Below are 26,448 nucleotides of genomic sequence, written 5' to 3'. Positions count from 1 at the left end.
CTCCCACAGGATTACCACACGCTACGAGATCGGTGGAGAACCTGTGGGAGCGGGTTTACCCGCGAAGAGGCCGGTGCAGGCTACATCATCAGACAGTCTTGGCAATGCGCCCGGCCAGCAACGCCCAACCCAGCAGCAATGCACAGACAATCGCCAGTGGCCACGACCGCCATTGCAGGTACGGCGTCAGTTGCTGCATCGGCACCACTTCGCCATACAGTACCGCCTGCTGGAACTGTGGTACCTGCGTGGTAATGCGGCCAAACGGGTCGATCAGCGCGGTCACCCCGTTGTTGGTGGCGCGGATCATCCAGCGCCCGGCTTCCAGCGCCCGCATCTGTGCCATCTGCAGGTGCTGCAACGGGCCGATCGAGGTGCCGAACCAGGTGTCGTTGCTGATGGTCAGCAGCAGGTCGCTGCGGGCCGCCAGGCCAGCAGCGAATTCGGGGTAGACCACTTCGTAGCAGATGTAAGGCGCAATCTGGTAGCCCTTGGCCTGCAACAGCGGCTGGTCTTCCGGGCCGCGGGCGAAGTCCGACATGGGCAGGTTGAAGAACTCGATGGCGCCACGCAGCATGTCCTGCAGCGGAACGTACTCGCCAAACGGCACCAGCTTCTGCTTGAGGTAGGTGCCATCGCCTTCACCGGTGACGGTGATGCCGTTGTAGTAGCGGCGCTGGTGGTGCACCACTTCCCGCACCGGCACGCCGGTGATCAGCGCCGAATGCCGCTCGGCGGCGAACCGGCCCATCACATCGATATAGCCCTGGGCCTGGTCCTTGAGCACCGGAACCGCGGTTTCCGGCCACACCAGCAGGTCTACCGGCCTGGAGCTGAAGCTCAGGTCACGGTACAGCGCCAGTTGTGCGTCGATGTGCGCCGGGTCCCATTTCAGGTCCTGCTCTACGTTGCCCTGGATGGCCGCCACTTTCAACGGGTCGCCCGCCGGCTTGGTCCAGGCATGGCCCTTGAGCACCAGGCCCAGCACCCAAGGGGCCAGCAACAGCAGGCAGCCCACCGCCAGGAACGAGGGGCGGGCTTGCAGGCGGTGCAGGTTGCACAGCAGCGCAGCGGTCAGGGCCAGGGCAAAGGAAATCAGCCACACGCCGCCCAGCGGTGCCAGGCCGGCCAGCGGGCCGTCCAGTTGGCTGTAGCCGGCATAGAGCCAGGGGAAACCGGTCAGGAACCAGCCACGGAAGGCCTCTTGCAGCAGCCACAGAGCGGCAAAGCACAAGGCGTCGGCCAGTGGTGCTTCGGTCCGCCGCAACCAGCGTGCCCACAGCCAGGTGGGCAGGGCGAAGAACCAGGCCAGGGCGGCGAAGAACGCCAGCAGCAGCAGGATCGCCAGCAGCGGGGAGGCGCCGCCGTAGGTGTTCATGCTGACGTAGATCCACCAGGTGCCGGCACCGTACAGGCCGAAGCCGAACCACCAGCCACGCCACATGGCCTGGCGCGGGCTGAGCTCGCGCAGGCCGAGGTAGAGCAGGGCGATGGACAACACGGCCAATGGCCAGATGTCGAACGGCGCCAGGGCCAGGAGGGTGGAGGCACCGGCCGCCAGGGCCAGCAGGTTACCGGGCCAGCCGGGGCGGGTGATCCAACGCATGTTTGTCCTTAACGGGTGATCGGTGTCAGGCGCAGCAAGTGTATCCGCCGGCTGTCGGCATTGAGAATACGGAACTTGTAAGGGCCGATCTCGGTGGTTTCGTTGCGCTTGGGCAGGTGACCGAAGGCGCTCATCACCAGGCCGCCGACCGTGTCGAACTCGTCATCGGAGAATTCGCTGTCGAAGAACTCGTTGAAGTTCTCGATCGGGGTCAGCGCCTTGACCAGGAAGTCACCGCTGGGCAGCGGCTTGATGTAGCTGTCTTCCTCGACGTCGTGCTCGTCCTCGATGTCGCCGACGATCTGCTCCAGCACGTCCTCGATGGTGACCAGGCCGGCCACGCCGCCGTACTCGTCGATGACGACGGCCATGTGGTTATGGTTGGCGCGAAATTCGCGCAGCAGCACGTTCAGGCGTTTGGACTCGGGCACGAAAGTGGCTGGGCGCAGCAGGTCCTTGATGTTGAAGCTGTCGCCGTTCTCTTTGAGGATGAGTGGCAGCAGGTCTTTGGCGAGCAGGATACCGAGCACATCGTCGTGGCTTTCGCCGATCACTGGGTAGCGCGAGTGCGCGGCGTCGATCACCGCCGGCAGGAACTCCCGGGGCGACTGGCTGGCCTTGATGCTGATCATCTGTGAACGCGGCACCATGATGTCGCGAACCTGCAGGTCGGCCACCTGGATGGCGCCTTCGACGATGGTCAGCGCTTCGCTGTCCAGCAGTTTGTTCTGATGGGCTTCGCGCAGCAATTCAAGGAGTTGCTGGCGGTTTTTCGGCTCATGGGCAAAAGCCTGGGTCAGTTTACCCAGCCAGGACTTCTGCCCGTTGCTCGATCGATCTTCGCTCATGGCGGTTCTCGTGATCCTTCGTGTATCAGTGTGTGAGGGTGTCGGTTTCATCGTCGGCGTACGGGTCGGGATGACCCAGTTCTGCCAGCAATTCCCGTTCCAGGCTTTCCATTTCCTCGGCTTCCTCATCCTCGATGTGGTCGTAGCCGAGCAGGTGCAGGCAACCGTGGATGACCAGGTGTGCCCAGTGCGCTTCCAGCGACTTGCCCTGTTCGGCGGCTTCGCGCTCGACCACCGGCACGCAGATCACCAGGTCGCCCAGCAGCGGGATATCGAGCAGGTCGTCGGGGACGTCGGCCGGGAACGACAGCACATTGGTCGCGTAGTCCTTGTGCCGGTAGGTGTGGTTCAGCTCGCGGCCTTCGGCCTCGTCGACCAGGCGAATGGTCATTTCCGAATCGGCGCTGCGCTGGCGCAGGGCCAGTTCGCACCAGCGGCGAAAGGCGGTGTCATCCGGGGCGGCAGCATCCGTGGCCCGTTGAATATCGAGTTCAAGCATCTTTGCCGGGCGCCTCGGGCTTGGCCTGGCGGGCATCGAAGCGGTCGTAGGCCTCGACTATGCGCTGCACCAGTGGGTGACGAACCACATCTTTGGGTTGGAAGTGGGTGAAACTGATCCCCGGAACGTCCTTCAGCACCTCGATGACATGCGCCAGGCCCGACTTGGTGCCACGGGGCAGGTCGACCTGGGTGATGTCGCCGGTGATGACCGCGGTGGAGCCGAAGCCGATACGGGTAAGGAACATCTTCATCTGTTCCAGCGTGGTGTTCTGGCTCTCGTCGAGGATGATGAAGCTGTTGTTCAGGGTACGGCCACGCATGTAGGCCAGCGGGGCGATCTCGATCACCTGGCGTTCGATCAGCTTGGCCACGTGTTCGAAGCCCAGCATTTCGTACAGGGCGTCGTAAAGCGGGCGCAGGTACGGGTCGATCTTCTGGGCCAGGTCGCCGGGCAGGAAGCCGAGCTTTTCGCCCGCTTCGACCGCCGGGCGCACCAGCAGGATACGGCGCACCTGTTCGCGCTCCAGCGCGTCCACGGCGCAGGCCACGGCCAGGTAGGTCTTGCCGGTACCGGCCGGGCCGATGCCGAAGTTGATATCGTTGGCCAGGATTTCCTTGACGTAGCGCTGTTGGTTGACCCCGCGCGGGCGAATGTTGCCCTTGCGCGTGCGCAGCGACACGCTGACCTCGTTGACGGCCGGGTTGTCGATGTTCTCGACGGTCGATTCCTGCAGGTACAGGTGCACGGTTTCCGGGGACAGATCGCTGGCCTTGGTCTCGCGGTAGAGACGGCGCAGCAACTGCTCGGCAGCGGAGGTGGTCTTGGGTTCGCCGATCAGCTCGAACTGATTGCCGCGGTTGCGGATCTCGATGGCCAGGCGCTGTTCGATCAGGCGCAGGTGCTCGTCGAACTGGCCGCACAAGTTGGCGAAGCGGTGGGCCTCGAAGGGTTCGAGGATGAAACGATGGGGTTCTATGGGTGCGTTCAAGGTCGTTTTTAGCCGCTCGACGGCAATGGATGTGAGCTCAAGAATAACCCTTGAATGGCAGTGGCGAAAGCACTGAAACGATCAAGGGTATGTGTGGCCTGTTCTGGCCCCTTCGCGGGTAAACCCGCTCCCACAGGGATTGCACGGTTCCTGCGGGCTGCGCAGAACCTGTGGGAGCGAGTTCACCCGCGAAGAGGCCGGCACTGCTATGATGCCGGCCTTTTCTTACGCATGTGTTATCCCCCGAACATGAGCAAACCCGAACCTGCCATCTATAAAGTGATCTTCCTCAACCAGGGGCAGGTCTTCGAGATGTATGCCAAGCAGATCTACCAGAGCGACCTATGGGGGTTCCTGGAGATCGAGGAGTTCGTGTTCGGCGAGCGCTCGCAGCTGGTAGTGGACCCAAGCGAGGAGAAGCTCAAGAGCCAGTTCGAGGGGGTGATCCGCAGTTTCGTGCCGATGCACTCTATCGTGCGCATCGACGAGGTGGAACGCCTGGGCACGGCGAAGATCAGCGAAGCCAAGGGCGGCGGCAACGTGATGCCGTTCCCCATGCCGATGCCGGAAAAGTGACCACTCAGGGCAGTGGCGAGAACGGCGTGCGCCCTTCGGCGTTCTGCAGCTCCAGCAGGTACTTGCGGAAAATCTGGCCGAGCACCTGGGTGGCATGCTCCAGCTCGTCGCGGGGCATTTGCTCGGTCACTTCGTCGGCCATGTCCAGCGCATCCTCGGCGCCGTTGACCGCGGCCATCTTCAGCAGGATGTAGGCCTGCACATTGTTGGCCTTGACCCCTTCGCCACGGAAGAACATGGCGCCCAGGCGATACTGGGCCTCGGCATGGCCTTGCAGCGAGGCCTTTTCGAACCAGTTAAGGGCTTTGCCCAGATTTTTCGGCGTTTGCGTGTAGTAGTACTCGCCCAGTTCGAATTGCGCCTGGGCATCCCCCGTGGTTGCCGTCTGCTCACAAGCCTTGAGGGCGTTTGCCAGGTCTTCGGGCTGGACATTCAAGGTGCAGCGGCCCGTTGCCGGAATCAGCAACGAGTTACCGCCCTCTGCCAGGGCCAGCAGGGGCTGAAGAAGCAACAGGCAGCCCAGGGTCAGGGCGCGGCCGGTGCGGTTCATGGGGATCGACTTACCTCTGCAAAGCTGCGGCCAATGTCTCTGGTGGCACATTATGGGATAAGCAGCGCCAACCTTACAAAGTTTTACTCGATTTTCTGCTTGGTTGGGGAAGTCAGCTGATTGTGCATGGGTATTTGTTGCCTGTGCCGGCCTCTTCGCGGGCGTGCCCGCTCCCACAGGGATCGCACCATCTTCAAGGTTGGTGCAGAACCTGTGGGAGCGGGCGAGCCCGCGAAAGGGCCGGTATGGGCTGACAATTACTTCAGGGCTGCAAAGGCCTTTTCAGCCGCATCCAGGGTGATCTGCAGCTCTTTTTCGCCATGGGCGATAGAGGTGAAGCCAGCCTCGAACGCGCTAGGCGCCAGGTACACGCCACCATCGAGCATCAGGTGGAAGAAGCGCTTGAAGCGCTCGGCGTCGCTGGCCATCACGTCTTCGAAGGTGACGATGTCGTCGGCACCGCTGAAGTACAGGCCGAACATGGCACCGGCCTGGGTGGTGACGAACGGCACGCCAGCGGCATCGGCGCGCTGTTGCAAGCCGTCGAGCATACGGCTGGTGTAGTCGGTCAGCTCGGCGTGGAAGCCCGGGCGGCTGATCAGCTTCAGGGTGGTCAGGCCGGCGGCCATGGCCAGCGGGTTACCCGACAGGGTGCCCGCCTGGTACACCGGGCCGAGCGGGGCGATGCAGCCCATGATTTCACGCTTGCCGCCGAAGCAACCGACCGGCATGCCGCCGCCGACGATCTTGCCGAAGGTCGACAGGTCCGGGTTGATGCCGTAGTGGCCCTGGGCGCCGCCGAGCGAAACGCGGAAACCGGTCATCACTTCGTCGAAGATCAACACCACGCCGTGCTTGTCGCACTGCTCGCGCAGGCCTTCGAGGAAGCCTGGCGCCGGTGGTACGCAGTTCATGTTGCCGGCTACCGGCTCGACAATGATGCAGGCTACGGACTGGCCGACTTCGGCAAGGGTTTTCTCGACGGCGGCGATGTCGTTGAACGGCAGGGTCAGGGTGTGCTTGGCGAAGTCCGCCGGCACGCCTGCCGAGCTCGGTACGCCCTGGGTCAGCAGGCCGGAGCCGGCTTTTACCAGCAGGCTGTCGGAGTGGCCGTGGTAGCAGCCTTCGAACTTGATGATGGCGTCACGGCCGGTGTAGCCACGGGCCAGGCGGATGGCGCTCATGGTGGCTTCGGTGCCCGAGCTGACCATGCGTACCATCTCCATGGACGGCACCAACGAGCAGACCAGATCGGCCATCTCGGTTTCCATGGCGGTCGGGGCACCATAGGACAGGCCGTGCTCCAGCTGCCTGCGTACCGAGTCCAGTACCTGCGGGTGGCCGTGGCCGAGGATCATCGGGCCCCAGGAGCCGACGTAGTCGACGTAGCGCTTGTCATCCTCGTCAACGACGTAGGCGCCTTCGGCATGCTTGAAGAACAGCGGCGTGCCGCCAACGCTCTTGAAAGCGCGGACCGGCGAGTTGACGCCACCGGGGATGTGCTTCTGGGCTTGGGCGAACAGGGCTTCGGAACGGGACATGGGGGTTCTCTCGAATCAGGATGCGAACAAGGCGTTGAAGGCGCGGGCGCGGCGGGTGACTTCCTGCGCGCTGTCGGCACCGAACAGGCCGTGGATCACCGCCAGCAGGTCGGCGCCATGGGCGACCAGCGGGGCGGCGTTGTCGAGGGTAATGCCGCCGATCACCGCGATCGGCAGTTTCACCTGGGCGCGGGCCTGCTCCAGCAGTTCGATGTTGGCAGCGGGTGCCCCCGGCTTGGTGACGGAATTGTAGAAGCGGCCAAAGGCCACGTAGCTGGCGCCTTCGCTGGCAGCCTGGACGGCCAGTTCGAGGCTGGCGTGGCAGGTGGAACCGATGATTGCCTGGCGGCCGAGCAGGGCGCGGGCCGGGGTCAGCGGGCCGTCGGTCTGGCCCAGATGCACGCCGACGCCAAGGCGCGCGGCCAGTTCGGCGTCGTCGTTGATGAGCAGCTGGGTGCCATAGCGCTCGCAAAGCTTCAGCAGCCCTTCGGCTTCACGCAGGCGCCGCGCCGCGTCGTCACTTTTGTCGCGGTACTGCAGCAGGCACACGCCGCCTTCCAGTGCCGCCTCGACATGGGACAGGAAACGGCCAGCGAGCAGCTGGCTGTCGGTGATGGCGTACAGACCGCGTAGCTTCATTGGAGGCCTCGTGTCAGGAACAGAAATCCAGCGGCAGGCGGCGCGGCACGAACTGGCCCTTGCCCAGCTGTTCGGCGTCACGCAGGGTGCGCCAGGTGTAGTCCAGGGCACTGCGGACGGCGCTTTCCAGCTGCTCGCCGAGGGCCAGACGGCCGGCCAGGGCGCTGGCCAGGGTGCAGCCCGAGCCGTGGTAGCTGCCCGGCAGTCGCTGGCAGGTCCAGGTGTGGCGCTGGCCGTCGCGGCTGTACAGGCGGTTGTGAATTTCGTCTTCGTCGCCGTGACCACCGGTAATCAGCAGGTGTCTACAGAACGGCAACAGTTTCTCGGCACACTCGTCGGCGGTGCCTTCGGGCAGTTCGGCAAGGATGCGGGCTTCGGGCAGGTTCGGCGTGGCGATGATTGCCAGCGGCAGCAGGCGTTCGCGCAGGGCATAGCCCACTTCGTCCTTGCCCAGTCGGCCACCACCACCGGCACGCAGCACCGGGTCGCAGACCAGCGGCAGATGCGGGTGGGCGGCCAGCAGTTCGGCGACGGTGTCGACCATCTCGATCGAACCGAGCATGCCCAGCTTGACGGCGGCCACCGTAGAGTCGGCCAGCACGGCGTTGGCCTGGGCCAGCACCCACTCGCGGTCGAGCACGCGGAAGTCGGAAACGTTGACGGTATCCTGCACGGTCAGGGCGGTCACTGCGGGTGCGGCGTGACAGCCTTGGGCGATCAGGGCTTCGATATCTGCCTGCAGGCCGGCGCCGCCACTGGGGTCGTGGCCGGAGAGACAGAGGACAACGGGGCGGGAGCTGTAGGTATTCATGGTCGGCGAGCTTACCACCAATCCCGTTTGGGCGGATCGTCCTACAAACGAGTTTTGTTGATCAATAGGTCAGGTTTCTGTCGGATTTCTTTCTGTAAGCGCCGATTTAGAGCCTTTTCTTTGTGTTTGGATGTGGTCGATTGCCAGGTTGCGAAGCTATGCTAGAGTGCTCGGATAACTCTACAAACGGGTTCTGCCGGATCGTGTCGTCTCAAACGGATGGGAGGCAACCGCGACTCGACTGGACAGGCCATGCTGGGGCTGTATGCGCTATTTGCTGATCGTGCTTCTGGGCTTGCTGCCCATGCTGGCCGGGGCAGTCGATTTCGACGACGCTACCCGGCATCTTCCGCTGGGCAAGGCCATGCAGGTTTATGAAGACCTCGATGGCAGTGCCAGCATCGCCCAGGTCACTGCCCCTGGGTTCGCCAAGCATTTTCGCCCCCACCATGAAGACGTGCTGAACGCCGGTTACTCCACCTCGGTGTTCTGGCTCAAGGTCGAACTGCGCCCTGTCGCCGCACCCGGCGCCGCCCCACGGCAATGGCTGCTGGAGTTGGCCTACCCGCCGCTGGACCACCTCGAGCTGTACCTGCCCGACAGCAGTGGCAGTTACCGCCTGGCCCGGCGCACCGGCGACGCCTTGCCCTACCAAAGCCGGCAGATCCTGCAGAACAACTACCTGTTCGAACTGCAGCTGCCGCCTGGCCAGGTGACCACCGCCTACCTGCGCCTGCACAGCCAGGGCTCGGTGCAGGCGCCGCTGGCGCTGTGGTCCGCCCAGGCCTATATGGAGGAGCAGCCCACGCGCCTGTATGTGCTGGGGATGATCTACGGCGTGTTGCTGGTGATGCTGGTGTACAACCTGTTCATCTACCTCAGCGTGCGCGATGTCAGCTACCTCTACTACATCCTCTATATCGCTTCGTTCGGCTTGTACCAGGTGTCGGTGAATGGCGCCGGTGTGGCCTACTTCTGGCCGGACAGCCCGTGGTGGGCGAATGCTTCGACGCCGTTGTTCATCGGTGCCGCTGGCCTGTTCGGCTGCCAGTTCGCCCGGCACTTCCTGCAACTGGGCAGCATCAGCCGTGGTTTCGACCGGCTGCTGCAACTGCTGATGCTGGGTGGCGCGCTGGTCATGGTGCTGGCGGTGACCATGCCCTACGGTGTCGCTTTGCGCATGGCCACGGTGCTGGCGTTGCTATTTACCGTGAGCATCTTCAGTGCCGGTCTGTATGCCTGGTGGCGTGGCTTGCGCGTGGCACGCTGGTTCATCATCGCCTGGACGGCGTTCTTGCTCGGTGGCCTGGTCAACACCTTGATGGTGCTGGGCTACCTGCCGAACGTGTTCATTACCATGTATGCCAGCCAGCTGGGGTCGGCGCTGGAGGTGGCCTTGCTGTCGCTGGCGCTGGCCGACCGCATCAACAGCCTGCGTGAGCAGCAGGCCCAGACCTTGCGTGACACGGGGCGCACGCTGGAGCAACTGAACTTGCAACTGGCCAGGAGTAATCGTCTGAAAGACGAATTCCTGGCCAGCGTGACTCATGAACTGCGTACGCCGATGAATGGCGTGATCGGCTCGCTGGAGCTGATGCAGACCCTGCCGATGGAGGCCGAGATGGCCCAGTACCACCGCACGGCGGTGGGGTCGGCCCAGGGCATGATGGATATGGTCGATGCCATTCTTACCCTGTCCGAACTACAGGCCGGCCGCCTGCGCGCGCAGCCGGCGCCGTTCAGCCTGCGTGACCTGCTGCAGGGCGTGCGTGCCGGTTATGCCGGGCAGGCTTTGGGCAAAGGCTTGTACTTGAGCCTGGACATCCCGGCCGATGTGCCGGACGGGTTGCTGGGCGATGCTCAGAAGCTGGCCCGCTGCCTGGGGTGCCTGGTGGACAACGGTTTGAAGTTCACCCACCAGGGCGGGGTGATGATCCAGGTGCGCGGGCGCCGGGTGGGGCCTGACGACCTGGCGCTGACCTTCATGGTCAGCGACAGCGGTATCGGCTTCGATGACCTCGACCAGGCGACCCTGTACCAGCGCTTCTTCCAGGTCGATGGCTCGATGACCCGGCGCTATGGCGGGCTGGGGATTGGATTGTCGATTTGCCGGCAGATGGGGGAATTGCTGGGGGCGCGGTTGTCGCATGAGTCGACGCGGGGGTTGGGCAGCCGGTTCGAGTTGAGTTTGAACATGGCTATTGCGCAGGTGCAGATGGCATCGAATGTTCTGCAGGCGCGACGGTTGCTTTAGAGAGTTGGGTTTTATGCGCTAAGTGCTCGCCACGACAATTGCAGCGTCTGGTAGATCCCTCACGGCGAACCCCTCTCAGCCCCGCTGCAACCCAAAGCCATGCCCCCGCCACATGTTTAGTCATTAATGCCACTTTGACTGACTCGTACAGAGTGCTTCACTGGGTCTCTCAAGCTACCCGGATCCAGGAGCCCCCGATGAACCTGCACCAGTACGCTGAAACCCACGAAGTCACCAACCAGCCACCGCCCCTCGACGGTGCCAACCTTTACCGCCTCGACCTGCCGCTACAGGAATGGTCGCGGCGTTTCGGTGCGGGTTGGGCCGAATCGCGGATCGATGCCTACGGTGCCCTGGCCGGCGGCCCGCTGATGCAGGCGGGCTTCCTGGCCAATGCGCACAAGCCGGAGTTCAGCAGCCACGACCGCTACGGCCATCGCATCGACCTGGTCGAGTTCCACCCTGCCTACCACGAACTGATGCGCACCGCCGTCGAGCACGGCCTGCCGTCGCTGCCATGGGCCGAACCCCGCCCAGGCGCCCATGTGGCGCGGGCTTCGATGACCTACCTGCACAGCCAGGCCGAGGCCGGTACCGGCTGCCCGCTGACCATGACCTTCGCTGCCGTGCCAGCGCTGCGGCTGCAACCCGAACTGGCCGAATACTGGCTGCCGAAAATCCTCGCCTGCGAGTACGACCCGCGTAACGTCGGCGACCGTCACAAGGCCGGAGTCACCCTGGGCATGGCCATGACCGAGAAGCAGGGCGGCACCGATGTACGGGCCAACACCACCCGCGCTTATCCGGTCGGCGCCGCTGGCCCGGGGCAGGCCTACGAGCTGGTCGGGCACAAGTGGTTCTGCTCGGCGCCAATGTGCGATGCCTTTCTGACCCTGGCCCAGACCGAAAAAGGCCTGAGCTGCTTTCTGCTGCCGCGTCACCGCCCGGATGACAGCCGCAACCAGTTCTATATCCAGCGCCTGAAGAACAAGCTGGGCAACAGTTCCAACGCCTCCAGCGAGGTGGAATTGCGCGGCGCCCTGGCGTGGATGGTCGGGGAAGAAGGGCGGGGCGTGCCGACCATCATCGAAATGGTGGCCATGACCCGCTTCGACTGCATGGTCGGCTCCAGCGCCCTGATGCGCCAGGCGCTGACCCAGGCGGCCCACCACTGCGCGCACCGCAAGGTTGGCGGGCGGCTGCTGAACGAGCAGCCGTTGATGCAGAACGTGCTGGCCGACCTGGCGTTGGAAAGCGAGGCCGCGCTGGCCCTGAGCCTGCGCATGGGGCAGGCGCTGGAGCAGCTGGAAGACCCGCAGCAGGCGCATTTCGCCCGGCTGGTCACGGCGGTGGGCAAGTACTGGATCTGCAAGCGCGCGCCGGCGATGATCAACGAGGCAGCCGAGTGCCTGGGCGGGGCGGGTTATGTGGAAGACAGCATCCTGCCACGGCTGTACCGCGAAGCGCCGGTGAACTCGACCTGGGAAGGCTCGGGCAATGTGCAGTGCCTGGACGTGCTGCGGGCCTTGTCCAAGGAGCCGGGCGTGCTTGATGCACTGTTCGCCGAGCTGGGCGATGGGCACGGGGACCCGCGCCTGGCGGCGCACATCGGCAACCTCAAGGGGGCGTTTGCCGACACTGGCGACATGCAGTACCGCGCGCGGCAGCTGACCGAGGATATTGCCCTGGCGCTGCAGGCCAAGCTGTTGCTGGAGGCGGGCAATGCGGCGGTCAGTGATGCGTTCATCGACAGCCGCTTGACCGGCGGCGGGCGCGTGTATGGGGCGTTGCCGCGGGGTGTGGATGTGGAGGCATTGGTGGCCAGGGCGACGCCAGCACAGGACCTGTAGGAGCGGCCTTGTGTCGCGATAGGGCTGCGAAGCAGCCCCAGGGGATCAGCGCAGATGCACAAATTGCCGGGGCTGCTTTGCAGCCCTATCGCGACACAAGGCCGCTCCTACAGGGACCAGCGCTGGCCTGCTGATTAACACCGATCAATGGGGGTGTATTTAGCCAAGAAGGCAGGCAAGATGGTTCACATGCATGTCCAGACAGGAAGCACAGTGTGAGCCAAGCTTTTGTAGTCGTTGATACCCCCGAACAGGCCGTCGACCGTCTGGCGGCCCTGCATGACCAGGCCACCGGGGCCCTTAGCCAGGCCCTCAAGCGTTACCTGAAGGACCGTACCGAGCCGGGCGTCGAAGAGCGCGACCTGTTCCGCTACCCGGCGCTGCGCCTGACCTACTACAGCCACGGCGAAGTCGCCGCCACCACGCGGGCCTACGCCAAGGTCCAGGTGGCCGGTACCTACAGCGTCACCATCACCCAGCCGGCTGCTTTCCGTGGCTACCTGCTGGAACAACTGCGCCCGCTGATGCACGACTACACCGTCACGGTAGAGGTCGGCGTCAGCGAACAGAACATCCCTTACCCCTACGTGGTCGACCAGGGCGACGAGCTGGCCGGCAGCGGCATCACCGCCGCGCAGCTGGCGCGGGTGTTCCCCAGCACCGACCTGTCGGCTGCCACCGACAACATCGCCGACGGCCTGTATGACTGGGACAGTACCGAAACCCTGCCACTGGCGCTGTTCGATGCCGCGCGGGTCGACTTCTCGCTGCGCCGCCTGGTGCACTACACCGGCAGCGACTGGCGTCATGTGCAGCCGTGGATCCTGCTGACCAACTATCATCGCTATGTCGACCAGTTCATCAGCCACGGCCTCGACCAGTTGCGTGACGACCCGCGCTTCGTGCGCATGGTGCTGCCGGGCAACGTGGTGATCGAGAAGGGCATGGACCACGGTGAAACCCAGGCCCTGGTGGCCAGCGTGGTCTGGCACCGCTACCAGATGCCGGCATATCACCTGATCGCCGCCGACGGCGACGGCGTCACGCTGGTCAACATCGGCGTCGGCCCGTCCAATGCCAAAAACATCACCGACCACCTGGCCGTGCTGCGCCCGCATTGCTGGCTGATGATCGGCCACTGCGGCGGCCTGCGGCAGTCGCAGACCATCGGCGACTATGTGCTGGCACATGCCTACATGCGCCGTGACGGCATTCTCGACCGGGTGGTGCCGCCGAACATTCCGATTCCGGCCCTGGCCGAAGTGCAGCTGGCCTTGCAGGAAGCCGCCGCGCAGGTCACCGGCGAGCGTGGCGAACAGCTGAAGAAGCGCCTGCGCACCGGCACCGTGCTGACCTACGACGACCGCAACTGGGAGCTGCGCTGGGCCCAGGAGCGGCCGTTGATCAACCTGTCGCGTGCCGTGGCGGTGGATATGGAAAGCGGTACCATTGCCGCCCAGGGTTACCGCTTGCGCGTACCGTACGGCACCTTGCTGTGTGTGTCCGACAAGCCGTTGCACAGCGAGATCAAGCTGCCGGGTTCGGCCAACGCCTTCTATAACCGGGCGGTGAGCCAGCATCTGAAGATCGGCATTGCTGCCCTCGACCTGCTGCGCACCGAGCTCAACTCGCTGCACTCGCGTAAACTGCGCAGTTTCGATGAGCCGCCGTTCCGCTGAGGATCCATGTCACTGCCACCCCGTTCCAAGCCGCGCCGCCCCCAGGCGCGGCCTGCCACCGGCCTGCGTCGCCAGCCCAAGACGCCACCGGCCGAGCCGCGCCTGATCCTGTTCAACAAACCGTTCGATGTGCTTACCCAGTTCAGCGACGGCGACGGGCGCGCGACGCTCAAGGACTACATCGACATCCCCGGCGTGTACCCGGCTGGGCGGCTGGACCGCGACAGTGAAGGCCTGTTGTTGCTGACCAACGATGGCGGCCTGCAGGCGCGCATTGCCGACCCGAAGCACAAGCTCGCCAAGACTTACTGGGTTCAGGTGGAGGGGGAGCCGAGCGAGGAGCAGTTGCAGCGCTTGCGCGATGGTGTGGAACTGAACGATGGGCCGACCTTGCCAGCCGAAGCGCGGCGCCTGGACGAGCCGGCGCTGTGGCCGCGCAACCCGCCAGTGCGTTTTCGCAAAAGCGTGCCGACCAGCTGGCTGGAGCTGGTGATTCGCGAAGGGCGTAACCGCCAGGTGCGGCGGATGACGGCGGCGGTGGGGTTGCCGACCTTGCGCCTGGTGCGGGTGCGGATTGGCGACTGGGCGCTGGATGGGCTGGAGCAGGGCTGCTGGCGCGAAGTCACGGCGAAGTTGCAGCGTTAGCGGGGGCCGCTTTGCGGCCCATCGCGACACAAGGCCGCTCCTACAGGTGCAGCGCAAACTCAGGCATTGTGCGATCCCTGTAGGAGCGGCCTTGTGTCGCGAAAGGAGCGCAAAGCGCTCCCGGCTTTCTTAAGCCTTACACCCCTTCGAGAAACCCCACCACCACGCTCTTGATGATAAAGGCCAGCACCCCCAGCCCCAGCACGAAGAACAGGATCAGCGTCCCGAACCGCCCGGCCTTGGACTTTTTCGCCAGGTCCCAGACGATGAAACCCATGAAACCGATCAACACGGTGACCAGGATGATCATCATCCACTCTTCGAATACGGCGGGATCCATCGGTGTTCTCCAGGCGGGTTGAGCGTCCGATTATACGCCTGCTGGCGCAGGCAATTAACGCAGGTGGGTCAAGGGCAGCTCGGTGCTGGCCAGCACCTGGTTCAGCACGAAGCTCGAACGTACGCTGGTGACGCCTTCAATGCGAGTCAGGCTGCCTAGCAGCAGTTTCTGGTAGTGGTCCATGTCGGGCACCACCACCTTCAACTGGTAGTCGGCATCCATGCCGGTGACCAGGCTGCATTCGAGCACCTGTGGCAGGTTGCGGATGGCCGCCTCGAAGGTTTCGAAACGCTCCGGTGTGTGGCGGTCCATGCCGATCAGCACATAGGCAGTCAGGCTCAGGCCCAGCTTCTTGCGGTCGAGCAGGGCCACCTGGCGCGAAATGTAACCATCGTCCTCCAGTTGCTTGACCCGACGCGAGCATGGCGAAGGCGAGAGGCCGATGCGTTCGGCCAGTTCCTGGTTGGAAATGCGCGCATCGCGCTGCAATTCGGCGAGGATGCTCAGGTCGTAGCGGTCAAGCTTGCTCATGGTTTATGCCTTTTCTGTTCGGATTGCTGCGAATTATCAATCCAGGGTGAAAAATTGCGCAAGTGCTATTTATCCGAGCAATCTTCGCAATCATCTGCCGGACTCTGTCCGGTATCTTTATCCACAGAATCACTGCCCGGACATCAGTCCACGGCGACGCGCCCTAGGCGGGCGGTCGCGGCCAGCCATCCAACAGGATCTGCAGGCCCCCGGGCTACACACCTTCCAGAAGACGGTGTGAGGTGAGCCGGCGCCACAAGTGCCGAGCACGGACGACAATTCCTGAAGGGAGGCCCTGCGGCCTCCCTTTTTTCATGGCTGGAAATTTAATTGGCCTGCGTTCCGGGCGCGGTAGACTGGCTGTGGTTGCCTTATTTCTACCGAGAGGAACAGCATGAAGTCGCGCATCTGGCAGTTGGCAGGTGTTGGTGTGTTGGGGTTGAGCATCAGCCTCGGGGCCGTGGCCGAAGGGCCGGTCGAGGGGGCGCCCGGCCGCTCGCTCAATTCGCGTGACGAAGTGCAGCAGACCCAGCCGCCACGTCAGGGCTATTACCAGGACATCCCCCGCCGCCATGGTGATAACCGCTACTGGGAAGCCGGTGGGCCGGGGCAACGGCCTGGCGGTGACTGGCAGGGGCGCCCGGACGGTCATGGCAATGGTTGGGGGCCGGGGCCGCAGTATCGCCCGGGGCATACCATCGATCATTTCCCGGACCGTTACTGGAAAGTGCCTTATCGTGGCGATGACTACTTCTACTCCGGTGGGTACTGGTATCGCCCCCATGGTGGCCGTTATGTCGTGGTGACCCCGCCCCATGGCGTGCGGGTCGACTACCTGCCGCCTTATGCGCGGGAAGTCTGGCTGGGCGGGGCGCTGTTCTTCCTGGTGGCCGATACCTACTACCAGTACCTGGCCGACAGCCGCGAATACGTGGTGGTCAACCCGCCGGTTGCCACGCCGACACCTGTCGGTGGCGGGTATGATGTGGTGGCCTACCCTATGTCTGGGCAAGGGCAGGAACAGCAGGACCAGGACCGCTACCAGTGCCACCGCTGGGCGGTGAGCCAGTCAGGCTTCGACCCGGCAACGGCAACTTATGCACCGCCGGCCAATGTGGCGGACAACTACCGGCGGGCGCTGGGCGCTTGCTTCAGTGGCCAAGGCTACAGCATCAACTGATGCGGGACACGTCCCTGCGATGGACCTGTATGCCTCACGTATTGATTGAAGCCGGCGCAGAGCCCTGTGGGAGCGGGTTTACCCGCGAAGAATGCGACGCGGTGCATGGCACCGGCTGTGCCGGTGTTCGCGGGTAAACCCGCTCCCACAGTTACGCTCACTGATTCACACCGGATCCGCATGCACCATCACATCCGCCTGTGGATAACGCTGGCGGATCACCCTAGAGGCCTCCACGCACAAGGCGTGCGCTTCATGCAGCGGCAATTGCCCCGGCATCTCCAGATGCAACTGCACGAACCACTGATTGCCCGACACCCGCGTACGCAGGTCGTGCACGCCCTTGACCCCGGGAATGGCCAGCACCAGCGCAGCCATGTCCTCGCCAACATCGCCGGGCAGTTCCTGGTCCATGAGGATGGCCGTACTCTCCCGCGCGATCTGCAGCGCGCTCCAGAGGATATAGACAGCGATGCCCAGGCCGAACAGGGCATCCAGCTGCGGCCAGCCAAAGCGTGCCAGCAGCAGGGCCAGCAGGATGCTGCCGTTGAGCAGCAGGTCCGAGCGGTAGTGCAGGGAGTCGGCCCGCACCGCCGTGGAGCCGGTCAGTCGGATGACCCTGTGTTGCAGTGCCAGCAGGGCAAGGGTCAGCACCAGCGACAGCAGCATTACCCCGATACCGACGGCGGTATCGCCCAAGGGTTGCGGGGTGTGCAGGCGTTCAACCGCCTGCACCCCGATCAGCACCGCACTGACCCCGATGAACAGCGCCTGCGCCATACCGGCCAGGGCCTCGGCCTTGCCATGGCCGAATCGGTGGTCGTTGTCGGCCGGGCGCAGGGCATAGTGCACGGCCAGCAGGTTGAGAAACGAGGCAACGGCATCCAGTGCCGAGTCGGTCAGCCCGGCCAGCAGGCTGACCGAGCCGCTCAGCCACCAGGCCAGCGCCTTGCTCAGGACCAGTATGCTGGCCACTGCCAGCGATGCGCGAGTGGCCAGGCGTAGCAGGCGCTGGTGTTCAGCCGGGGTGGTCATCATCCGTGGGCGGTGTCCTTGTGCTTCAGGCTGCAGGCACCAGGCCCAGGCTGGCCAGCTGCTCGATGCTGCCGCGATGCTGAATGAGCCGTGGGTCGTTCAGCGGCAGGCGCTGGCCCAGTTCGCTTTCCAGAATGGCTTGCAGCTTCAGGTTGTCGACCTTGCCATCGGGGCTCACGGCCTCGCGCAGTTTGACCGGGTCGACCTGAGCCGAGCGCCCGCCTGGGTAATAGATGGCGCCGGTGGCGAAGTCGATACCGAAGGCGATCAGCCCCGGGATTACGTAGAACAGGATGCCGATGGCATCCATTGCGGCAACCACAGGGTCGATCTTGCCGCCGATCTGGCCGCGCCGTTCCGGGTACAGAATGGTGCCGCAGGCCGTCAGTTGGGTCAGCAAGGTGACGATGAGGGCGCCACCGATGACGCGGGATGGGATGCGCATGTGAAAACTCCGAAAAGGTATTCAGCAGGGCAAGCGAAACGCCTGCACCTGAAGCTAAGACCATGATAAGGCAGCTTGGGTTCGCCGTTATACTCGCCGGACTGTTCGAGGACCACCATGATTTCATTACCGATCGATGCTGTCTTGCCCGCCTTGCGCCAGGCCCTGGAAAACCGTGACGAAGTGGTGCTCGAGGCGCCGCCTGGCGCCGGCAAGACCACCCGCGTGCCGCTGGCGCTGCTCGACGAGCCCTGGCTGGCTGGGCAGAGCATTCTCATGCTCGAGCCCCGGCGCCTGGCTGCTCGCGCGGCTGCTGAACGGCTGGCCAGCGAGCTGGGCGAAAAGGTCGGCGAAACCGTGGGCTATCGCATCCGCCTGGACAGCAAGGTCGGGCCGAAAACACGCATCGAGGTGGTGACCGAAGGCATCCTCACCCGCCGCCTGCAGGCCGACCCGGCGCTGGAGGGTGTGGGGCTGGTGATCTTCGACGAATTTCACGAGCGCAGCCTCGATGCCGACCTGGCTTTGGCATTGAGCCTGAATGGTCGGGAACTGCTGCGGGACGATCCGCCACTGAAGGTTTTGCTGATGTCCGCGACCCTGGAGGGCGAGCGCCTTTCGCGGCTGCTGAATGATGCCCCGGTGGTCAGCAGTGAAGGCCGCATGCACCCCGTCGACATCCGTTGGGGGCGGCCTTTCCAGCCGGGCGAGTTCATCGAGCCACGGGTAGTGGACAGCGTGCTGCAGGCACTGGCTGACCAGACCGGCAGTGTGCTGGTGTTCCTGCCGGGTCAGGCCGAGATCCGCCGGGTGCACCAGAGCCTGCAGGAAGCATTGGGCGAGCGCCCCGAGGTCCTGCTCTGCCCGTTGCATGGCGAGCTCGATCTCGACGCCCAGCGTGCGGCCATCGACCCTGCGGCCGAGGGCCTGCGCAAGGTGGTGCTGGCCACCAACATAGCCGAGACCAGCCTGACCATCGACGGCGTGCGCGTGGTGATCGATGCAGGCCTGGCCCGGGTACCGCGCTTCGACCCTGGCAGCGGCATGACCCGCCTGGACACTCAACGCATCTCCCGTGCCAGCGCCACCCAGCGCGCCGGCCGTGCCGGCCGCCTGGAGCCCGGCGTGTGCTATCGCCTGTGGTCCGAGGCCCAGCATGACCAGCTGGCCGCCCACGGCAGCGCCGAAATCATGCAGGCCGACCTGGCCGGCCTGGCCCTGCAACTGGCGCGCTGGGGTGTGACGCCCGAGCAATTGCGCTGGCTCGACCAGCCCCCCACGGCCGCTTTCGCCCAGGCCCAGGACCTGCTGGCGCGGCTCAATGCCTTCAAGCCTGGCAGCCGTGACAACCTTAGCGAACACGGCCAGGCCATGGCCGAGTTGCCGGCGCATCCGCGTATTGCGCATCTACTCTTGCGCGGCCAGGACCTGGGCCTGGCACAGATGGCCTGCGATGTGGCGGCGCTGCTGGGCGAGCGGGATATCCAGCGCGGCGGCGGTGCTGATTTGCACAGCCGCCTGGCGCTGGTCAGTGGCGAGAGCAAGGCCGCCCGTGGCAGCCACGGCGGTGTGCAGCGTGCGCGCCAACTGGCCCGCCAGTACCGTGGCCTGCTGCGTGGCAAACCAGGCTCGCCGGTTGCAGACCCTGATCACCCGCGCTGGCTGGGCGCACTGCTGGCGCTGGCCTACCCCGACCGCGTCGCCCAGCAGCGCCGCGAGGGCGGTGCGGAATATCGGCTGGCCAACGGCCGTGCGGCGCTGTTTGCCGAAGTCGACGCACTGATGAAGTGCCCGTGGCTGGTGATCGCCGACCTGGGCAGCCGCCAGGGCCAGCGCGAAGAACGTATCTACCTGGCTGCCGAGTTCGATCCGGCGCTGCTCGAGGGCGTGCTGGCTGAACAGGTCGAGCGGGTCGATATCCTCGATTGGGACGAGCGCGAGCAGGTGTTGCGCGCCGAACGCCAGGTCAAGGTCGGCGAGCTGGTGCTCAGCCGCGAACCGCTGGCCGGCCTGGATGACGAAGCGCGGGCTCGCGCGTTGCTTGGCCTGGTCCGGCGCAAAGGCCTGAACCTGCTGAGCTGGACTCCCGAGCTTCGGCAATGGCAGGCGCGCGTGGCCTTGCTGCGTCAGCTGGACCTGGCCAAGGACGGCCACAGCGAATGGCCCGACCTTGCAGACGAGGCCTTGCTCGCCAGCCTGGAAGACTGGTTGCAGCCTTACCTGGGCAAGGTGTCGCGCCTCAGCCATTTCGCCGCACTGGACTTGCCGTCGATGCTGCGCAACCTGTTGCCCTGGCCGCTGCCGCAACGCCTGGAAGAGCAGGCCCCTGCGCACCTGACGGTACCGTCCGGCTCGAACATCCGCCTGGACTACAGCGAAAACCCGCCAATCCTCGCGGTGCGCCTGCAAGAGCTGTTCGGCCTGGCCGATACCCCACGCATCGCCAACGGCCGCCAGCAGGTCAAGCTGCACCTGTTGTCACCGGCACGCCGGCCGGTGCAGGTAACTCAGGACCTGGCCAACTTCTGGCGTACGACCTATGCCGAGGTGAAGAAAGATTTGAAGGGGCGTTATCCGAAGCACTATTGGCCGGATGACCCGCTGGTGGCCGAGGCAACGGCACGGGCCAAGCCTCGAGGGACCTGATAACAGTGAGTTCCGGTCAAGCGATGAGCCTGGGCATTACGCCCCGGCTTCGCCTTCCAGCAACATGAACAGGCGGTACAGCACCACGGTGCTGAACAACTGCAGGAAGCCGCTGAGGCTGTCCATGGCCAGCTCCATGCCTGGCGATGGCTCGGGGAAGGCCATCAGCAGCAGCCCGTCAATCAGCCAGATGGGGGCCAGCACACCTACGACACAGATCATGATGCGCATGAAGTGCCCGGTGGTCATGCTTGCACTGTCGCGCATCGACTGCACCACCGGCCGGCCGCGCAGTACCAGCAGGTACTCGGCGAACACCAGGTTGATCATGATCCACACGCCCGGGAAGATGAACAGCGCAAGGCCGGCCATGATCAGCAGCGAGCTGATCAGGATCAGCAGGGCCAGCTGTGGCCACAATTGCAGGGCGCGGGCGAACAGGTCGCGCTTGGCGATTTCCTGGCCGTTGCTGCGGGTGTCGAGGTACAGGATCAGCGCGGCGCTGTACAGCGGGTAGAACAGCAGGCTGACCAGCATGCCGTAGGCCGGCGATGCCTGATCGCCCATCTGTCGGTACAGCAGCTGGGTGAGCAAGGCTTCCAGCACCACCAGCGGCAGGCACAGCTGGAGGATGTTCGGCAGGTGGCGGCGGAAGAAGTACAGGGAGTCGCGCAGGACGCTCAGCGGGTTCATCGGTCTACATCGCATGGCAGTAAAAACAGGGGCATAACTTTAGCCCAAAGCAGGCCTGGGGCTGTCACTTGCTGAAAAAAGTTTCACGCCGCCGGTGATTGAATCCCACGCCTGTACGCCCCATCTTTGACGCTGTCCGTTGTCCGCTACCCCACGAGGTCGCCCCATGAATACTGAAGAACAAACCCTGATCGACGGCCTGTTCGGCCGCCTCAAGCAAGCCGAGGACCCTAGCCAGCCACGCGATGCGCAGGCCCAGGCATGCATCGAGGAACACGTACGCCAGCAGCCGGCGGCGCCTTATTACATGGCCCAGGCGATTCTGGTGCAGGAGGCGGCGATCAAGCGCCTCGACGAGCAGAACAAGCAATTGGAAGCCGAACTGAAGCAGGCTCGTGCCCAGGCCGAGGCCGCCCGTGCCGGCAGCGCGCCGAGCAATGGTGGTGGTGGTTTCCTGTCCAGCATCTTTGGTTCGTCTGGGCGCAATGCGGCCCCGGCCGTGCAACCGCAGCGTCCCGCTGCAGCCCCCGTGGCATCTGGCGGTGGCTGGCGTGAGCCGTCGGCGCCGGGCTTCTCCCAGCCACAAGCGCAGCAGTCTGGCTTTGCCGCTGCACCGGCACGCAGTGGTGCCAGCAGCTTCCTCGGCGGCGCGATGCAGACTGCGGCCGGTGTGGCGGGTGGTGTGTTGCTGGCGCAGGGCATCAGCAGCCTGTTCAACCACAACTCGCAGCCGGAGGAGGTAGTAGAGGTGATCAAGGAAGAGCCGGCGCCGGCCAGCGACAGCGGTGGCTGGAACGACTCGGGGGCGCAGCAGCAGGTGGCTGACAACGGTGGTTGGGGCAGCGACCAGGGTGGTTATGCCGACAGCGATTATGGCAGCGATGATGGCGGGTTCTTCTCGGACGACGATTCGTACGTCTGACAGGTCTGGCATACTGCTCGCAGTTTTGGGGGCGCTTTGCGCCCCTTTCGCGACACAAGGCCGCTCCTACAAGGGTACGCGAACCCCTGTAGGAACGGCCTTGTGTCGCGAAAGGGCTGCAAAGCAGCCCCCAGCATTCCAGGCCGACCAAGGGGTTCCAAGGTGAAAAAGATCGCGCTGTTCGCCGATGTGCAGAACCTCTACTACACCGTGCGCCAGGCCCACGGCTGCCATTTCAACTACACCGCCCTGTGGGCCGATGTCAGCCGCGAAGGCCAGATCGTCGAGGCCGTGGCTTATGCCATCGACCGTGGCGACAGCAAGCAGCAACAGTTCCAGCAGATCCTGCGCAACCTAGGTTTCGATGTGCGCCTCAAACCCTTCATCCAGCGCAGCGATGGCTCGGCCAAAGGTGACTGGGATGTGGGTATCACCCTGGATGTGATCGACGCCGCCAGCCGCGTCGACCAAGTGGTACTGGCCTCCGGCGATGGCGATTTCGACCTGCTGCTGGAGCGGGTGATACAGCGCCATGGCACCGAGGCAGTGGTGTATGGTGTGCCCGGGCTTACCGCACTGTCGCTGATCCGTGCCGCCACCCGCTATGTGCCCATCGAGGGTGCGCTGTTGCTAAAACACTGAGATTTTTCATGGAACGTATCGCTGTCATCGACTTTGAAACCACCGGCATCAGCCCCGGCGCCGGCTGCCGAGCTACCGAGGTGGCGGTGGTGATGCTCGAGGGCGGGCGCATCGTCGAGCGTTACCAGAGCCTGATGAACGCCGGCGTGCCGGTACCGGCCTTCGTCGCCGGGCTCACCGGCATCACCACCGCCATGCTGCGCAGTGCACCGCCGGTGGACAAGGTGATGAACGAAGTGGCCGAGTTCGTCGGTAATACCCCGCTGTTGGCACACAATGCCGCCTTCGACCAGAAGTTCTGGGACTACGAACTGAGCCGCATCGGCCGTAACCGCAGCCAGGCCTTCGCCTGTTCCCTGCTGCTGTCACGGCGCCTGTTGCCGGCGGCGCCGAACCACAAGCTGGGCACTCTGACCCGCTGGGCCGGGCTGCCGGATACCGGTACCGCGCACCGGGCCATGGCCGATGCCGAAATGGCCGCCAACCTGCTGCAACACTTGGCTGGAGTGCTGCGCCAGGGCCATGGTGTACAGCAACTCTCGCACGACCTGCTCTGCCGCCTGCAGAAAACCCCAGCCGCGAAGGTTCGTGAAACCCTGGCCAGGTTCTGTTAGGGCTTCTTCTCCAGTTGCGCCAGCGGCACCCGCCGCTCCACAGCGCTTGAGAGAATGATCGACGTCTTGCTGAAGCCGAACTGCGCGACCCGGTTGATCAGTTCTTCCAGCTCCGGCATCGAACCCACCGCTGCCTGCATGATGACGCAGGGGTCGCCTGTTACCCGGTGGCATTCGGTCAACTGGGGGATCTGGGTCAACGCTTCGTAGGCCTGCTGGTTGCCGTGGCTGGCCAGGCGCAGTTCGATCACACACTGTATCGGCAGGCCGATCTTGCTCATGTCGACCTTGGCCTGGTAACCGGTGATTACTCCGCTGGCCTCGAGCTTGGCCACCCGCTCGGCCACCGCCGGCGCCGACAGGTTCACCTGGCGCGCCAGTTGCGCGAAGGTAGCGCGGCCATTGTCGAGCAGGGCGGCGAGCAGCATGCGGTCGTACTTGTCCATGGGTTGTTCCCGCCTTGTTTCGATTCGATTGAAAAGCATCCGAATAACCATGCAATGCAAAGTGTTCGGGTGATTTAAAGCTGTTTTGTAACTTAAGTTTACCCGGTGGCCTTTCTAAACTAAGCCACCCGTAAACGGATTTCGAGTGTTTCCCATGCCTGCCTCCCGTCGCTTCCCGTTGTTGCTCATTGGCGCTTTCCTGGCCTTGTACCTGGTCTGGGGCTCCACCTACCTGTTCATTCGCATAGGCGTCGAAAGTTGGCCACCGATGCTCATGGCCGGGGTGCGTTTCCTGATTGCCGGGGGCCTTCTGTATGGCTTCTTGCGCTGGCGCGGTGTGCCGGCACCGACCTGGCCGCAGTGGCGGGCTGCGGGGGCGATCGGTTTTCTGCTGCTCAGCTGTGGCAACGGTGGCGTGACCGTGGCCGAGCATGCTGGCGTAGCCTCAGGCGTGGCGGCGTTGGCGGTGGCGACGGTACCGCTGTTCACCTTGCTGTTCGGCCTGCTGTTCGGGCACCGCAATTCGAAGCTGGAGTGGGCAGGGATCGCCTTGGGGCTGGTGGGTATCGGCCTGCTGAACCTGGGCTCCAACCTGCAGGCAAGCCCGATTGGTGCTGCGCTGATCATTTTTGCGGCAGCGTCGTGGGCATTCGGCTCGGTGTGGAGCAAGACCTTGCCGCTGCCCCAGGGGCCCATGGCCAGCGCCGCGGAAATGCTGGTCGGTGGCGCTGTGCTGCTGCTCGGCAGCGTGCTGTCTGGCGAGCGCATGACGCAGATGCCGACCGCTGCCGGCTGGGGGGCACTGGCCTACCTGGTGTTCTTCGGTTCGATCCTGGCGTTCAGTGCCTACATGTACCTGCTCAAGCACGTGCGCCCGGCAGCTGCCACCAGCTATGCCTATGTCAACCCGGCAGTGGCCGTGCTGCTGGGCATCATCTTTGCCGGTGAGCAGATCGGTGCCGAAGAATGTGTGGCCATGGCGGTGATCATCGGCGCGGTGGTGCTGATCGGCCTGCCGCAGTGGCGCAAGGCACCTGAGCCGGCGCAGCCGTTGAAAGGCGAAATCTGCAAGTAGACAGGGGCGATGCGGTAAACTTGCCGCCTTCGCTGAACCCCCTGACGGTATTGCCATGAATTTCGCCAAACTCGGCCTGATCGAACCGTTGCTGCGCACCCTGCAGCAACTGGACTACACCACCCCGACGCCGGTGCAGGCCAAGGCCATCCCCGCCGTACTGGCCGGCCGCGACCTGATGGCCGCGGCCCAGACCGGCACCGGCAAGACCGCGGGCTTTGCCCTGCCTGTGCTGCAGCGCCTGGCGCTGGAAGGCGAGAAGGTGGCCGGCAACTCGATCCGCGCGCTGGTGCTGGTGCCCACTCGTGAGCTGGCCGAGCAGGTGCACAACAACGTACGCGAGTACGCCGAGAACCTGCCACTGAGTACCTATGCGGTGTATGGCGGGGTCAGCATCAACCCGCAGATGATGCGCCTGCGCCGTGGTGTCGACCTGCTGGTGGCCACCCCGGGGCGCTTGCTCGACCTGTTCCGGCAGAACGCCGTGAAGTTCAACCAGGTGCAGACCCTGGTGCTGGACGAAGCCGACCGCATGCTTGACCTGGGCTTTGCCGAAGAGCTGCAGTCCGTGTACGCGGCGCTGCCACGCAAGCGCCAGACGTTGCTGTTCTCCGCCACTTTCTCCGACCAGATTCGCATGCTGGCGGGGCTGGCCCTGAATGACCCGCTGAGCATCGAAGTCAGCCCGCGCAATGCCACGGCCACCAGCGTCAAGCAATGGCTGGTGCCTGTGGATAAAAAGCGCAAAGTCGACCTGTTCTGCCACCTGCTGCGCAAGCAGCGCTGGAAGCAGGTACTGGTGTTCGCCAAGACTCGCAATGGCGTCGATCAACTGGTGGAGCGCTTGCTGGCCGAAGGTGTGAATGCCGACGGTATCCATGGTGACCGCCCGCAAGCCACCCGCCAGCGCGCGCTGGACAGCTTCAAGGCCCGCGAAATCCAGGTGCTGGTGGCAACCGATGTGGCGGCTCGCGGCCTGGATATCGATGACTTGCCGCTGGTGGTCAACCTTGACCTGCCGATCGTTGCCGAGGATTACGTGCACCGCATCGGGCGTACCGGGCGGGCCGGCAACAAGGGTGAGGCGATCTCGCTGGTGTGTGCCGATGAAGTGCAACTGCTGGCGGCGATCGAAGTGCTGACCCGGCAGACCCTGCCCCGTCATGAAGAGCCGGACTTCATCCCTGACCACCGGGTGCCGATGACCGACGCCAGTGGCCAGGTGATCAAGAAACCGAAGAAGCCCAAGAAGCCGAAGGAAAACAGCGCCAAGCGCGGGTTGGGGCGCTGGATGGACAGCGCTGAAACAGGCAGTGCGGAGCCGGCGGTGAAGGCGGTGCGCAAGGTGCCGAGCTTCAATGGTGGGCCGCGCAAGCGTAAGCCGTAGATT

At 64.4% G+C, this 26,448-nt stretch carries 26 protein-coding genes; 12 read left to right on the top strand and 14 right to left on the bottom strand.

The window, feature by feature from the left end:
• Nucleotides 1-88: 88 nt before the first annotated feature.
• Genes lnt through R9B85_RS09400 form a run of 4 tightly spaced genes read right to left on the bottom strand, consistent with a single transcriptional unit; the run spans nt 89 to nt 3,944 of the window.
• On the bottom strand, nt 89-1,606 hold the full coding sequence (gene lnt, locus R9B85_RS09415) for an apolipoprotein N-acyltransferase (protein ID WP_112253614.1): 1,518 nt from the start codon (nt 1,604-1,606) through the stop codon (nt 89-91).
• Nucleotides 1,607-1,614: 8 nt separating this feature from the next.
• Complete coding sequence (locus R9B85_RS09410; RefSeq protein WP_046613214.1) at nt 1,615-2,454, bottom strand: HlyC/CorC family transporter; 840 nt, start codon at nt 2,452-2,454, stop codon at nt 1,615-1,617.
• A gap of 25 nt (nt 2,455-2,479) precedes the next feature.
• Nucleotides 2,480-2,953 carry an rRNA maturation RNase YbeY gene (gene ybeY / locus R9B85_RS09405; RefSeq protein ID WP_112253613.1) on the bottom strand — a complete coding sequence of 158 codons (474 nt, stop codon included), beginning with the start codon at nt 2,951-2,953 and terminating at the stop codon, nt 2,480-2,482.
• A complete protein-coding gene (locus tag R9B85_RS09400) occupies nt 2,946-3,944 on the bottom strand; it encodes a PhoH family protein (protein WP_112253612.1) in 999 nt (332 codons plus the stop codon). The genes ybeY and R9B85_RS09400 overlap by 8 nt, the downstream gene beginning before the upstream one ends.
• 249 nt (nt 3,945-4,193) lie before the next feature.
• Here R9B85_RS09400 and R9B85_RS09395 point away from each other — a divergent pair, with 249 nt between their 5' ends.
• Nucleotides 4,194-4,520: a DUF1820 family protein gene (locus tag R9B85_RS09395; RefSeq protein ID WP_181457389.1), complete on the top strand. Its 327-nt coding sequence runs from the start codon at nt 4,194-4,196 to the stop codon at nt 4,518-4,520.
• Between the two features lie 4 nt (nt 4,521-4,524).
• On the opposite strand, the gene R9B85_RS09390 is transcribed toward R9B85_RS09395, so the two are convergent.
• The 4 genes from R9B85_RS09390 to R9B85_RS09375 all read right to left on the bottom strand — a co-directional run bounded on the left by R9B85_RS09390 (nt 4,525) and on the right by R9B85_RS09375 (nt 8,061).
• A complete protein-coding gene (locus R9B85_RS09390; protein ID WP_085625747.1) occupies nt 4,525-5,070 on the bottom strand; it encodes a tetratricopeptide repeat protein in 546 nt (181 codons plus the stop codon).
• Nucleotides 5,071-5,327: 257 nt separating this feature from the next.
• Entirely contained in the window at nt 5,328-6,611 is a 1,284-nt protein-coding gene (gene hemL / locus R9B85_RS09385) for a glutamate-1-semialdehyde 2,1-aminomutase (RefSeq protein WP_112253609.1), read from the bottom strand.
• Nucleotides 6,612-6,626: 15 nt separating this feature from the next.
• A complete protein-coding gene (gene thiE, locus R9B85_RS09380) occupies nt 6,627-7,250 on the bottom strand; it encodes a thiamine phosphate synthase (RefSeq protein WP_252379071.1) in 624 nt (207 codons plus the stop codon).
• Between the two features lie 13 nt (nt 7,251-7,263).
• Entirely contained in the window at nt 7,264-8,061 is a 798-nt protein-coding gene (locus R9B85_RS09375) for a hydroxymethylpyrimidine/phosphomethylpyrimidine kinase (RefSeq protein WP_112253607.1), read from the bottom strand.
• A gap of 265 nt (nt 8,062-8,326) precedes the next feature.
• On the opposite strand from R9B85_RS09375, the gene R9B85_RS09370 reads away from it, so the two are divergent.
• From R9B85_RS09370 to R9B85_RS09355, 4 genes are all read left to right on the top strand, one after another.
• Nucleotides 8,327-10,315 carry a sensor histidine kinase gene (locus R9B85_RS09370; protein WP_423770989.1) on the top strand — a complete coding sequence of 663 codons (1,989 nt, stop codon included), beginning with the start codon at nt 8,327-8,329 and terminating at the stop codon, nt 10,313-10,315.
• 197 nt (nt 10,316-10,512) lie between these two features.
• Nucleotides 10,513-12,165, top strand: coding sequence for an acyl-CoA dehydrogenase family protein (locus tag R9B85_RS09365; protein WP_207877231.1), 1,653 nt, complete (start codon nt 10,513-10,515; stop codon nt 12,163-12,165).
• Between the two features lie 215 nt (nt 12,166-12,380).
• Nucleotides 12,381-13,844 (top strand): AMP nucleosidase, encoded by a 1,464-nt coding sequence (gene amn / locus R9B85_RS09360; RefSeq protein WP_112253604.1) that lies wholly within the window; start codon nt 12,381-12,383, stop codon nt 13,842-13,844.
• A 6-nt stretch (nt 13,845-13,850) separates the two neighbouring features.
• Nucleotides 13,851-14,489 (top strand): pseudouridine synthase, encoded by a 639-nt coding sequence (locus R9B85_RS09355; RefSeq protein WP_313856739.1) that lies wholly within the window; start codon nt 13,851-13,853, stop codon nt 14,487-14,489.
• 136 nt (nt 14,490-14,625) lie between these two features.
• On the opposite strand, the gene R9B85_RS09350 is transcribed toward R9B85_RS09355, so the two are convergent.
• Both R9B85_RS09350 and R9B85_RS09345 read right to left on the bottom strand, forming a co-directional pair.
• Entirely contained in the window at nt 14,626-14,829 is a 204-nt protein-coding gene (locus R9B85_RS09350; RefSeq protein ID WP_013974331.1) for a DUF2788 domain-containing protein, read from the bottom strand.
• A 54-nt stretch (nt 14,830-14,883) separates the two neighbouring features.
• A complete protein-coding gene (locus R9B85_RS09345) occupies nt 14,884-15,360 on the bottom strand; it encodes an Lrp/AsnC family transcriptional regulator (RefSeq protein WP_003249795.1) in 477 nt (158 codons plus the stop codon).
• A gap of 394 nt (nt 15,361-15,754) precedes the next feature.
• On the opposite strand from R9B85_RS09345, the gene R9B85_RS09340 reads away from it, so the two are divergent.
• Nucleotides 15,755-16,540 (top strand): DUF6515 family protein, encoded by a 786-nt coding sequence (locus R9B85_RS09340; protein ID WP_112253602.1) that lies wholly within the window; start codon nt 15,755-15,757, stop codon nt 16,538-16,540.
• A 165-nt stretch (nt 16,541-16,705) separates the two neighbouring features.
• Here the strand turns inward: R9B85_RS09340 and R9B85_RS09335 are convergent, their stop codons facing one another.
• A complete protein-coding gene (locus R9B85_RS09335; protein ID WP_112253601.1) occupies nt 16,706-17,578 on the bottom strand; it encodes a cation diffusion facilitator family transporter in 873 nt (290 codons plus the stop codon).
• A gap of 22 nt (nt 17,579-17,600) precedes the next feature.
• Entirely contained in the window at nt 17,601-18,020 is a 420-nt protein-coding gene (locus R9B85_RS09330; protein ID WP_046613202.1) for a hypothetical protein, read from the bottom strand.
• A gap of 117 nt (nt 18,021-18,137) precedes the next feature.
• On the opposite strand from R9B85_RS09330, the gene hrpB reads away from it, so the two are divergent.
• On the top strand, nt 18,138-20,666 hold the full coding sequence (hrpB, locus tag R9B85_RS09325) for an ATP-dependent helicase HrpB (RefSeq protein ID WP_423770988.1): 2,529 nt from the start codon (nt 18,138-18,140) through the stop codon (nt 20,664-20,666).
• 36 nt (nt 20,667-20,702) lie between these two features.
• Here the strand turns inward: hrpB and R9B85_RS09320 are convergent, their stop codons facing one another.
• Nucleotides 20,703-21,359 carry a YciC family protein gene (locus tag R9B85_RS09320; RefSeq protein ID WP_112253599.1) on the bottom strand — a complete coding sequence of 219 codons (657 nt, stop codon included), beginning with the start codon at nt 21,357-21,359 and terminating at the stop codon, nt 20,703-20,705.
• A 166-nt stretch (nt 21,360-21,525) separates the two neighbouring features.
• Here R9B85_RS09320 and R9B85_RS09315 point away from each other — a divergent pair, with 166 nt between their 5' ends.
• From R9B85_RS09315 to R9B85_RS09305, 3 genes are all read left to right on the top strand, one after another.
• Nucleotides 21,526-22,281: a DUF2076 domain-containing protein gene (locus R9B85_RS09315; protein ID WP_207877235.1), complete on the top strand. Its 756-nt coding sequence runs from the start codon at nt 21,526-21,528 to the stop codon at nt 22,279-22,281.
• A gap of 162 nt (nt 22,282-22,443) precedes the next feature.
• Nucleotides 22,444-22,923: an NYN domain-containing protein gene (locus R9B85_RS09310; protein ID WP_004576858.1), complete on the top strand. Its 480-nt coding sequence runs from the start codon at nt 22,444-22,446 to the stop codon at nt 22,921-22,923.
• An 8-nt stretch (nt 22,924-22,931) separates the two neighbouring features.
• Nucleotides 22,932-23,537: a 3'-5' exonuclease gene (locus R9B85_RS09305; protein WP_207877237.1), complete on the top strand. Its 606-nt coding sequence runs from the start codon at nt 22,932-22,934 to the stop codon at nt 23,535-23,537.
• Here R9B85_RS09305 and R9B85_RS09300 read toward each other — a convergent pair.
• Nucleotides 23,534-23,983: an Lrp/AsnC family transcriptional regulator gene (locus tag R9B85_RS09300; protein ID WP_015271918.1), complete on the bottom strand. Its 450-nt coding sequence runs from the start codon at nt 23,981-23,983 to the stop codon at nt 23,534-23,536. The genes R9B85_RS09305 and R9B85_RS09300 overlap by 4 nt on opposite strands.
• Before the next feature lie 154 nt (nt 23,984-24,137).
• Between R9B85_RS09300 and yedA the strand changes: the two genes are divergently transcribed.
• Both yedA and R9B85_RS09290 read left to right on the top strand, forming a co-directional pair.
• Complete coding sequence (yedA, locus tag R9B85_RS09295) at nt 24,138-25,058, top strand: drug/metabolite exporter YedA (RefSeq protein WP_112253595.1); 921 nt, start codon at nt 24,138-24,140, stop codon at nt 25,056-25,058.
• A gap of 55 nt (nt 25,059-25,113) precedes the next feature.
• Entirely contained in the window at nt 25,114-26,445 is a 1,332-nt protein-coding gene (locus R9B85_RS09290) for a DEAD/DEAH box helicase (protein ID WP_112253594.1), read from the top strand.
• Nucleotides 26,446-26,448: the final 3 nt, after the last annotated feature.

The sequence above is a fragment of the Pseudomonas sp. NLJ1 genome (assembly GCF_049486705.1).
Classification (GTDB): Bacteria; Pseudomonadota; Gammaproteobacteria; order Pseudomonadales; family Pseudomonadaceae; genus Aquipseudomonas; species Aquipseudomonas inefficax.
This window is presented reverse-complemented; position numbering and strand designations above follow the sequence as displayed.

Coding starts and splice junctions, on each gene's coding strand:
- ybeY (WP_112253613.1), bottom strand. CDS start 2,953: ATGCTTGAACTCGATATTCAACGGGCCACGGATGCTGCCGCCCCGGAT.
- R9B85_RS09410 (WP_046613214.1), bottom strand. CDS start 2,454: ATGAGCGAAGATCGATCGAGCAACGGGCAGAAGTCCTGGCTGGGTAAA.
- R9B85_RS09395 (WP_181457389.1), top strand. CDS start 4,194: ATGAGCAAACCCGAACCTGCCATCTATAAAGTGATCTTCCTCAACCAG.
- R9B85_RS09305 (WP_207877237.1), top strand. CDS start 22,932: ATGGAACGTATCGCTGTCATCGACTTTGAAACCACCGGCATCAGCCCC.
- R9B85_RS09315 (WP_207877235.1), top strand. CDS start 21,526: ATGAATACTGAAGAACAAACCCTGATCGACGGCCTGTTCGGCCGCCTC.
- R9B85_RS09340 (WP_112253602.1), top strand. CDS start 15,755: ATGAAGTCGCGCATCTGGCAGTTGGCAGGTGTTGGTGTGTTGGGGTTG.
- thiE (WP_252379071.1), bottom strand. CDS start 7,250: ATGAAGCTACGCGGTCTGTACGCCATCACCGACAGCCAGCTGCTCGCT.
- R9B85_RS09300 (WP_015271918.1), bottom strand. CDS start 23,983: ATGGACAAGTACGACCGCATGCTGCTCGCCGCCCTGCTCGACAATGGC.
- R9B85_RS09335 (WP_112253601.1), bottom strand. CDS start 17,578: ATGATGACCACCCCGGCTGAACACCAGCGCCTGCTACGCCTGGCCACT.
- R9B85_RS09345 (WP_003249795.1), bottom strand. CDS start 15,360: ATGAGCAAGCTTGACCGCTACGACCTGAGCATCCTCGCCGAATTGCAG.
- R9B85_RS09390 (WP_085625747.1), bottom strand. CDS start 5,070: ATGAACCGCACCGGCCGCGCCCTGACCCTGGGCTGCCTGTTGCTTCTT.
- yedA (WP_112253595.1), top strand. CDS start 24,138: ATGCCTGCCTCCCGTCGCTTCCCGTTGTTGCTCATTGGCGCTTTCCTG.
- R9B85_RS09370 (WP_423770989.1), top strand. CDS start 8,327: ATGCGCTATTTGCTGATCGTGCTTCTGGGCTTGCTGCCCATGCTGGCC.
- R9B85_RS09290 (WP_112253594.1), top strand. CDS start 25,114: ATGAATTTCGCCAAACTCGGCCTGATCGAACCGTTGCTGCGCACCCTG.
- R9B85_RS09320 (WP_112253599.1), bottom strand. CDS start 21,359: ATGAACCCGCTGAGCGTCCTGCGCGACTCCCTGTACTTCTTCCGCCGC.
- R9B85_RS09375 (WP_112253607.1), bottom strand. CDS start 8,061: ATGAATACCTACAGCTCCCGCCCCGTTGTCCTCTGTCTCTCCGGCCAC.
- R9B85_RS09365 (WP_207877231.1), top strand. CDS start 10,513: ATGAACCTGCACCAGTACGCTGAAACCCACGAAGTCACCAACCAGCCA.
- hrpB (WP_423770988.1), top strand. CDS start 18,138: ATGATTTCATTACCGATCGATGCTGTCTTGCCCGCCTTGCGCCAGGCC.
- R9B85_RS09355 (WP_313856739.1), top strand. CDS start 13,851: ATGTCACTGCCACCCCGTTCCAAGCCGCGCCGCCCCCAGGCGCGGCCT.
- lnt (WP_112253614.1), bottom strand. CDS start 1,606: ATGCGTTGGATCACCCGCCCCGGCTGGCCCGGTAACCTGCTGGCCCTG.
- R9B85_RS09350 (WP_013974331.1), bottom strand. CDS start 14,829: ATGGATCCCGCCGTATTCGAAGAGTGGATGATGATCATCCTGGTCACC.
- hemL (WP_112253609.1), bottom strand. CDS start 6,611: ATGTCCCGTTCCGAAGCCCTGTTCGCCCAAGCCCAGAAGCACATCCCC.
- R9B85_RS09330 (WP_046613202.1), bottom strand. CDS start 18,020: ATGCGCATCCCATCCCGCGTCATCGGTGGCGCCCTCATCGTCACCTTG.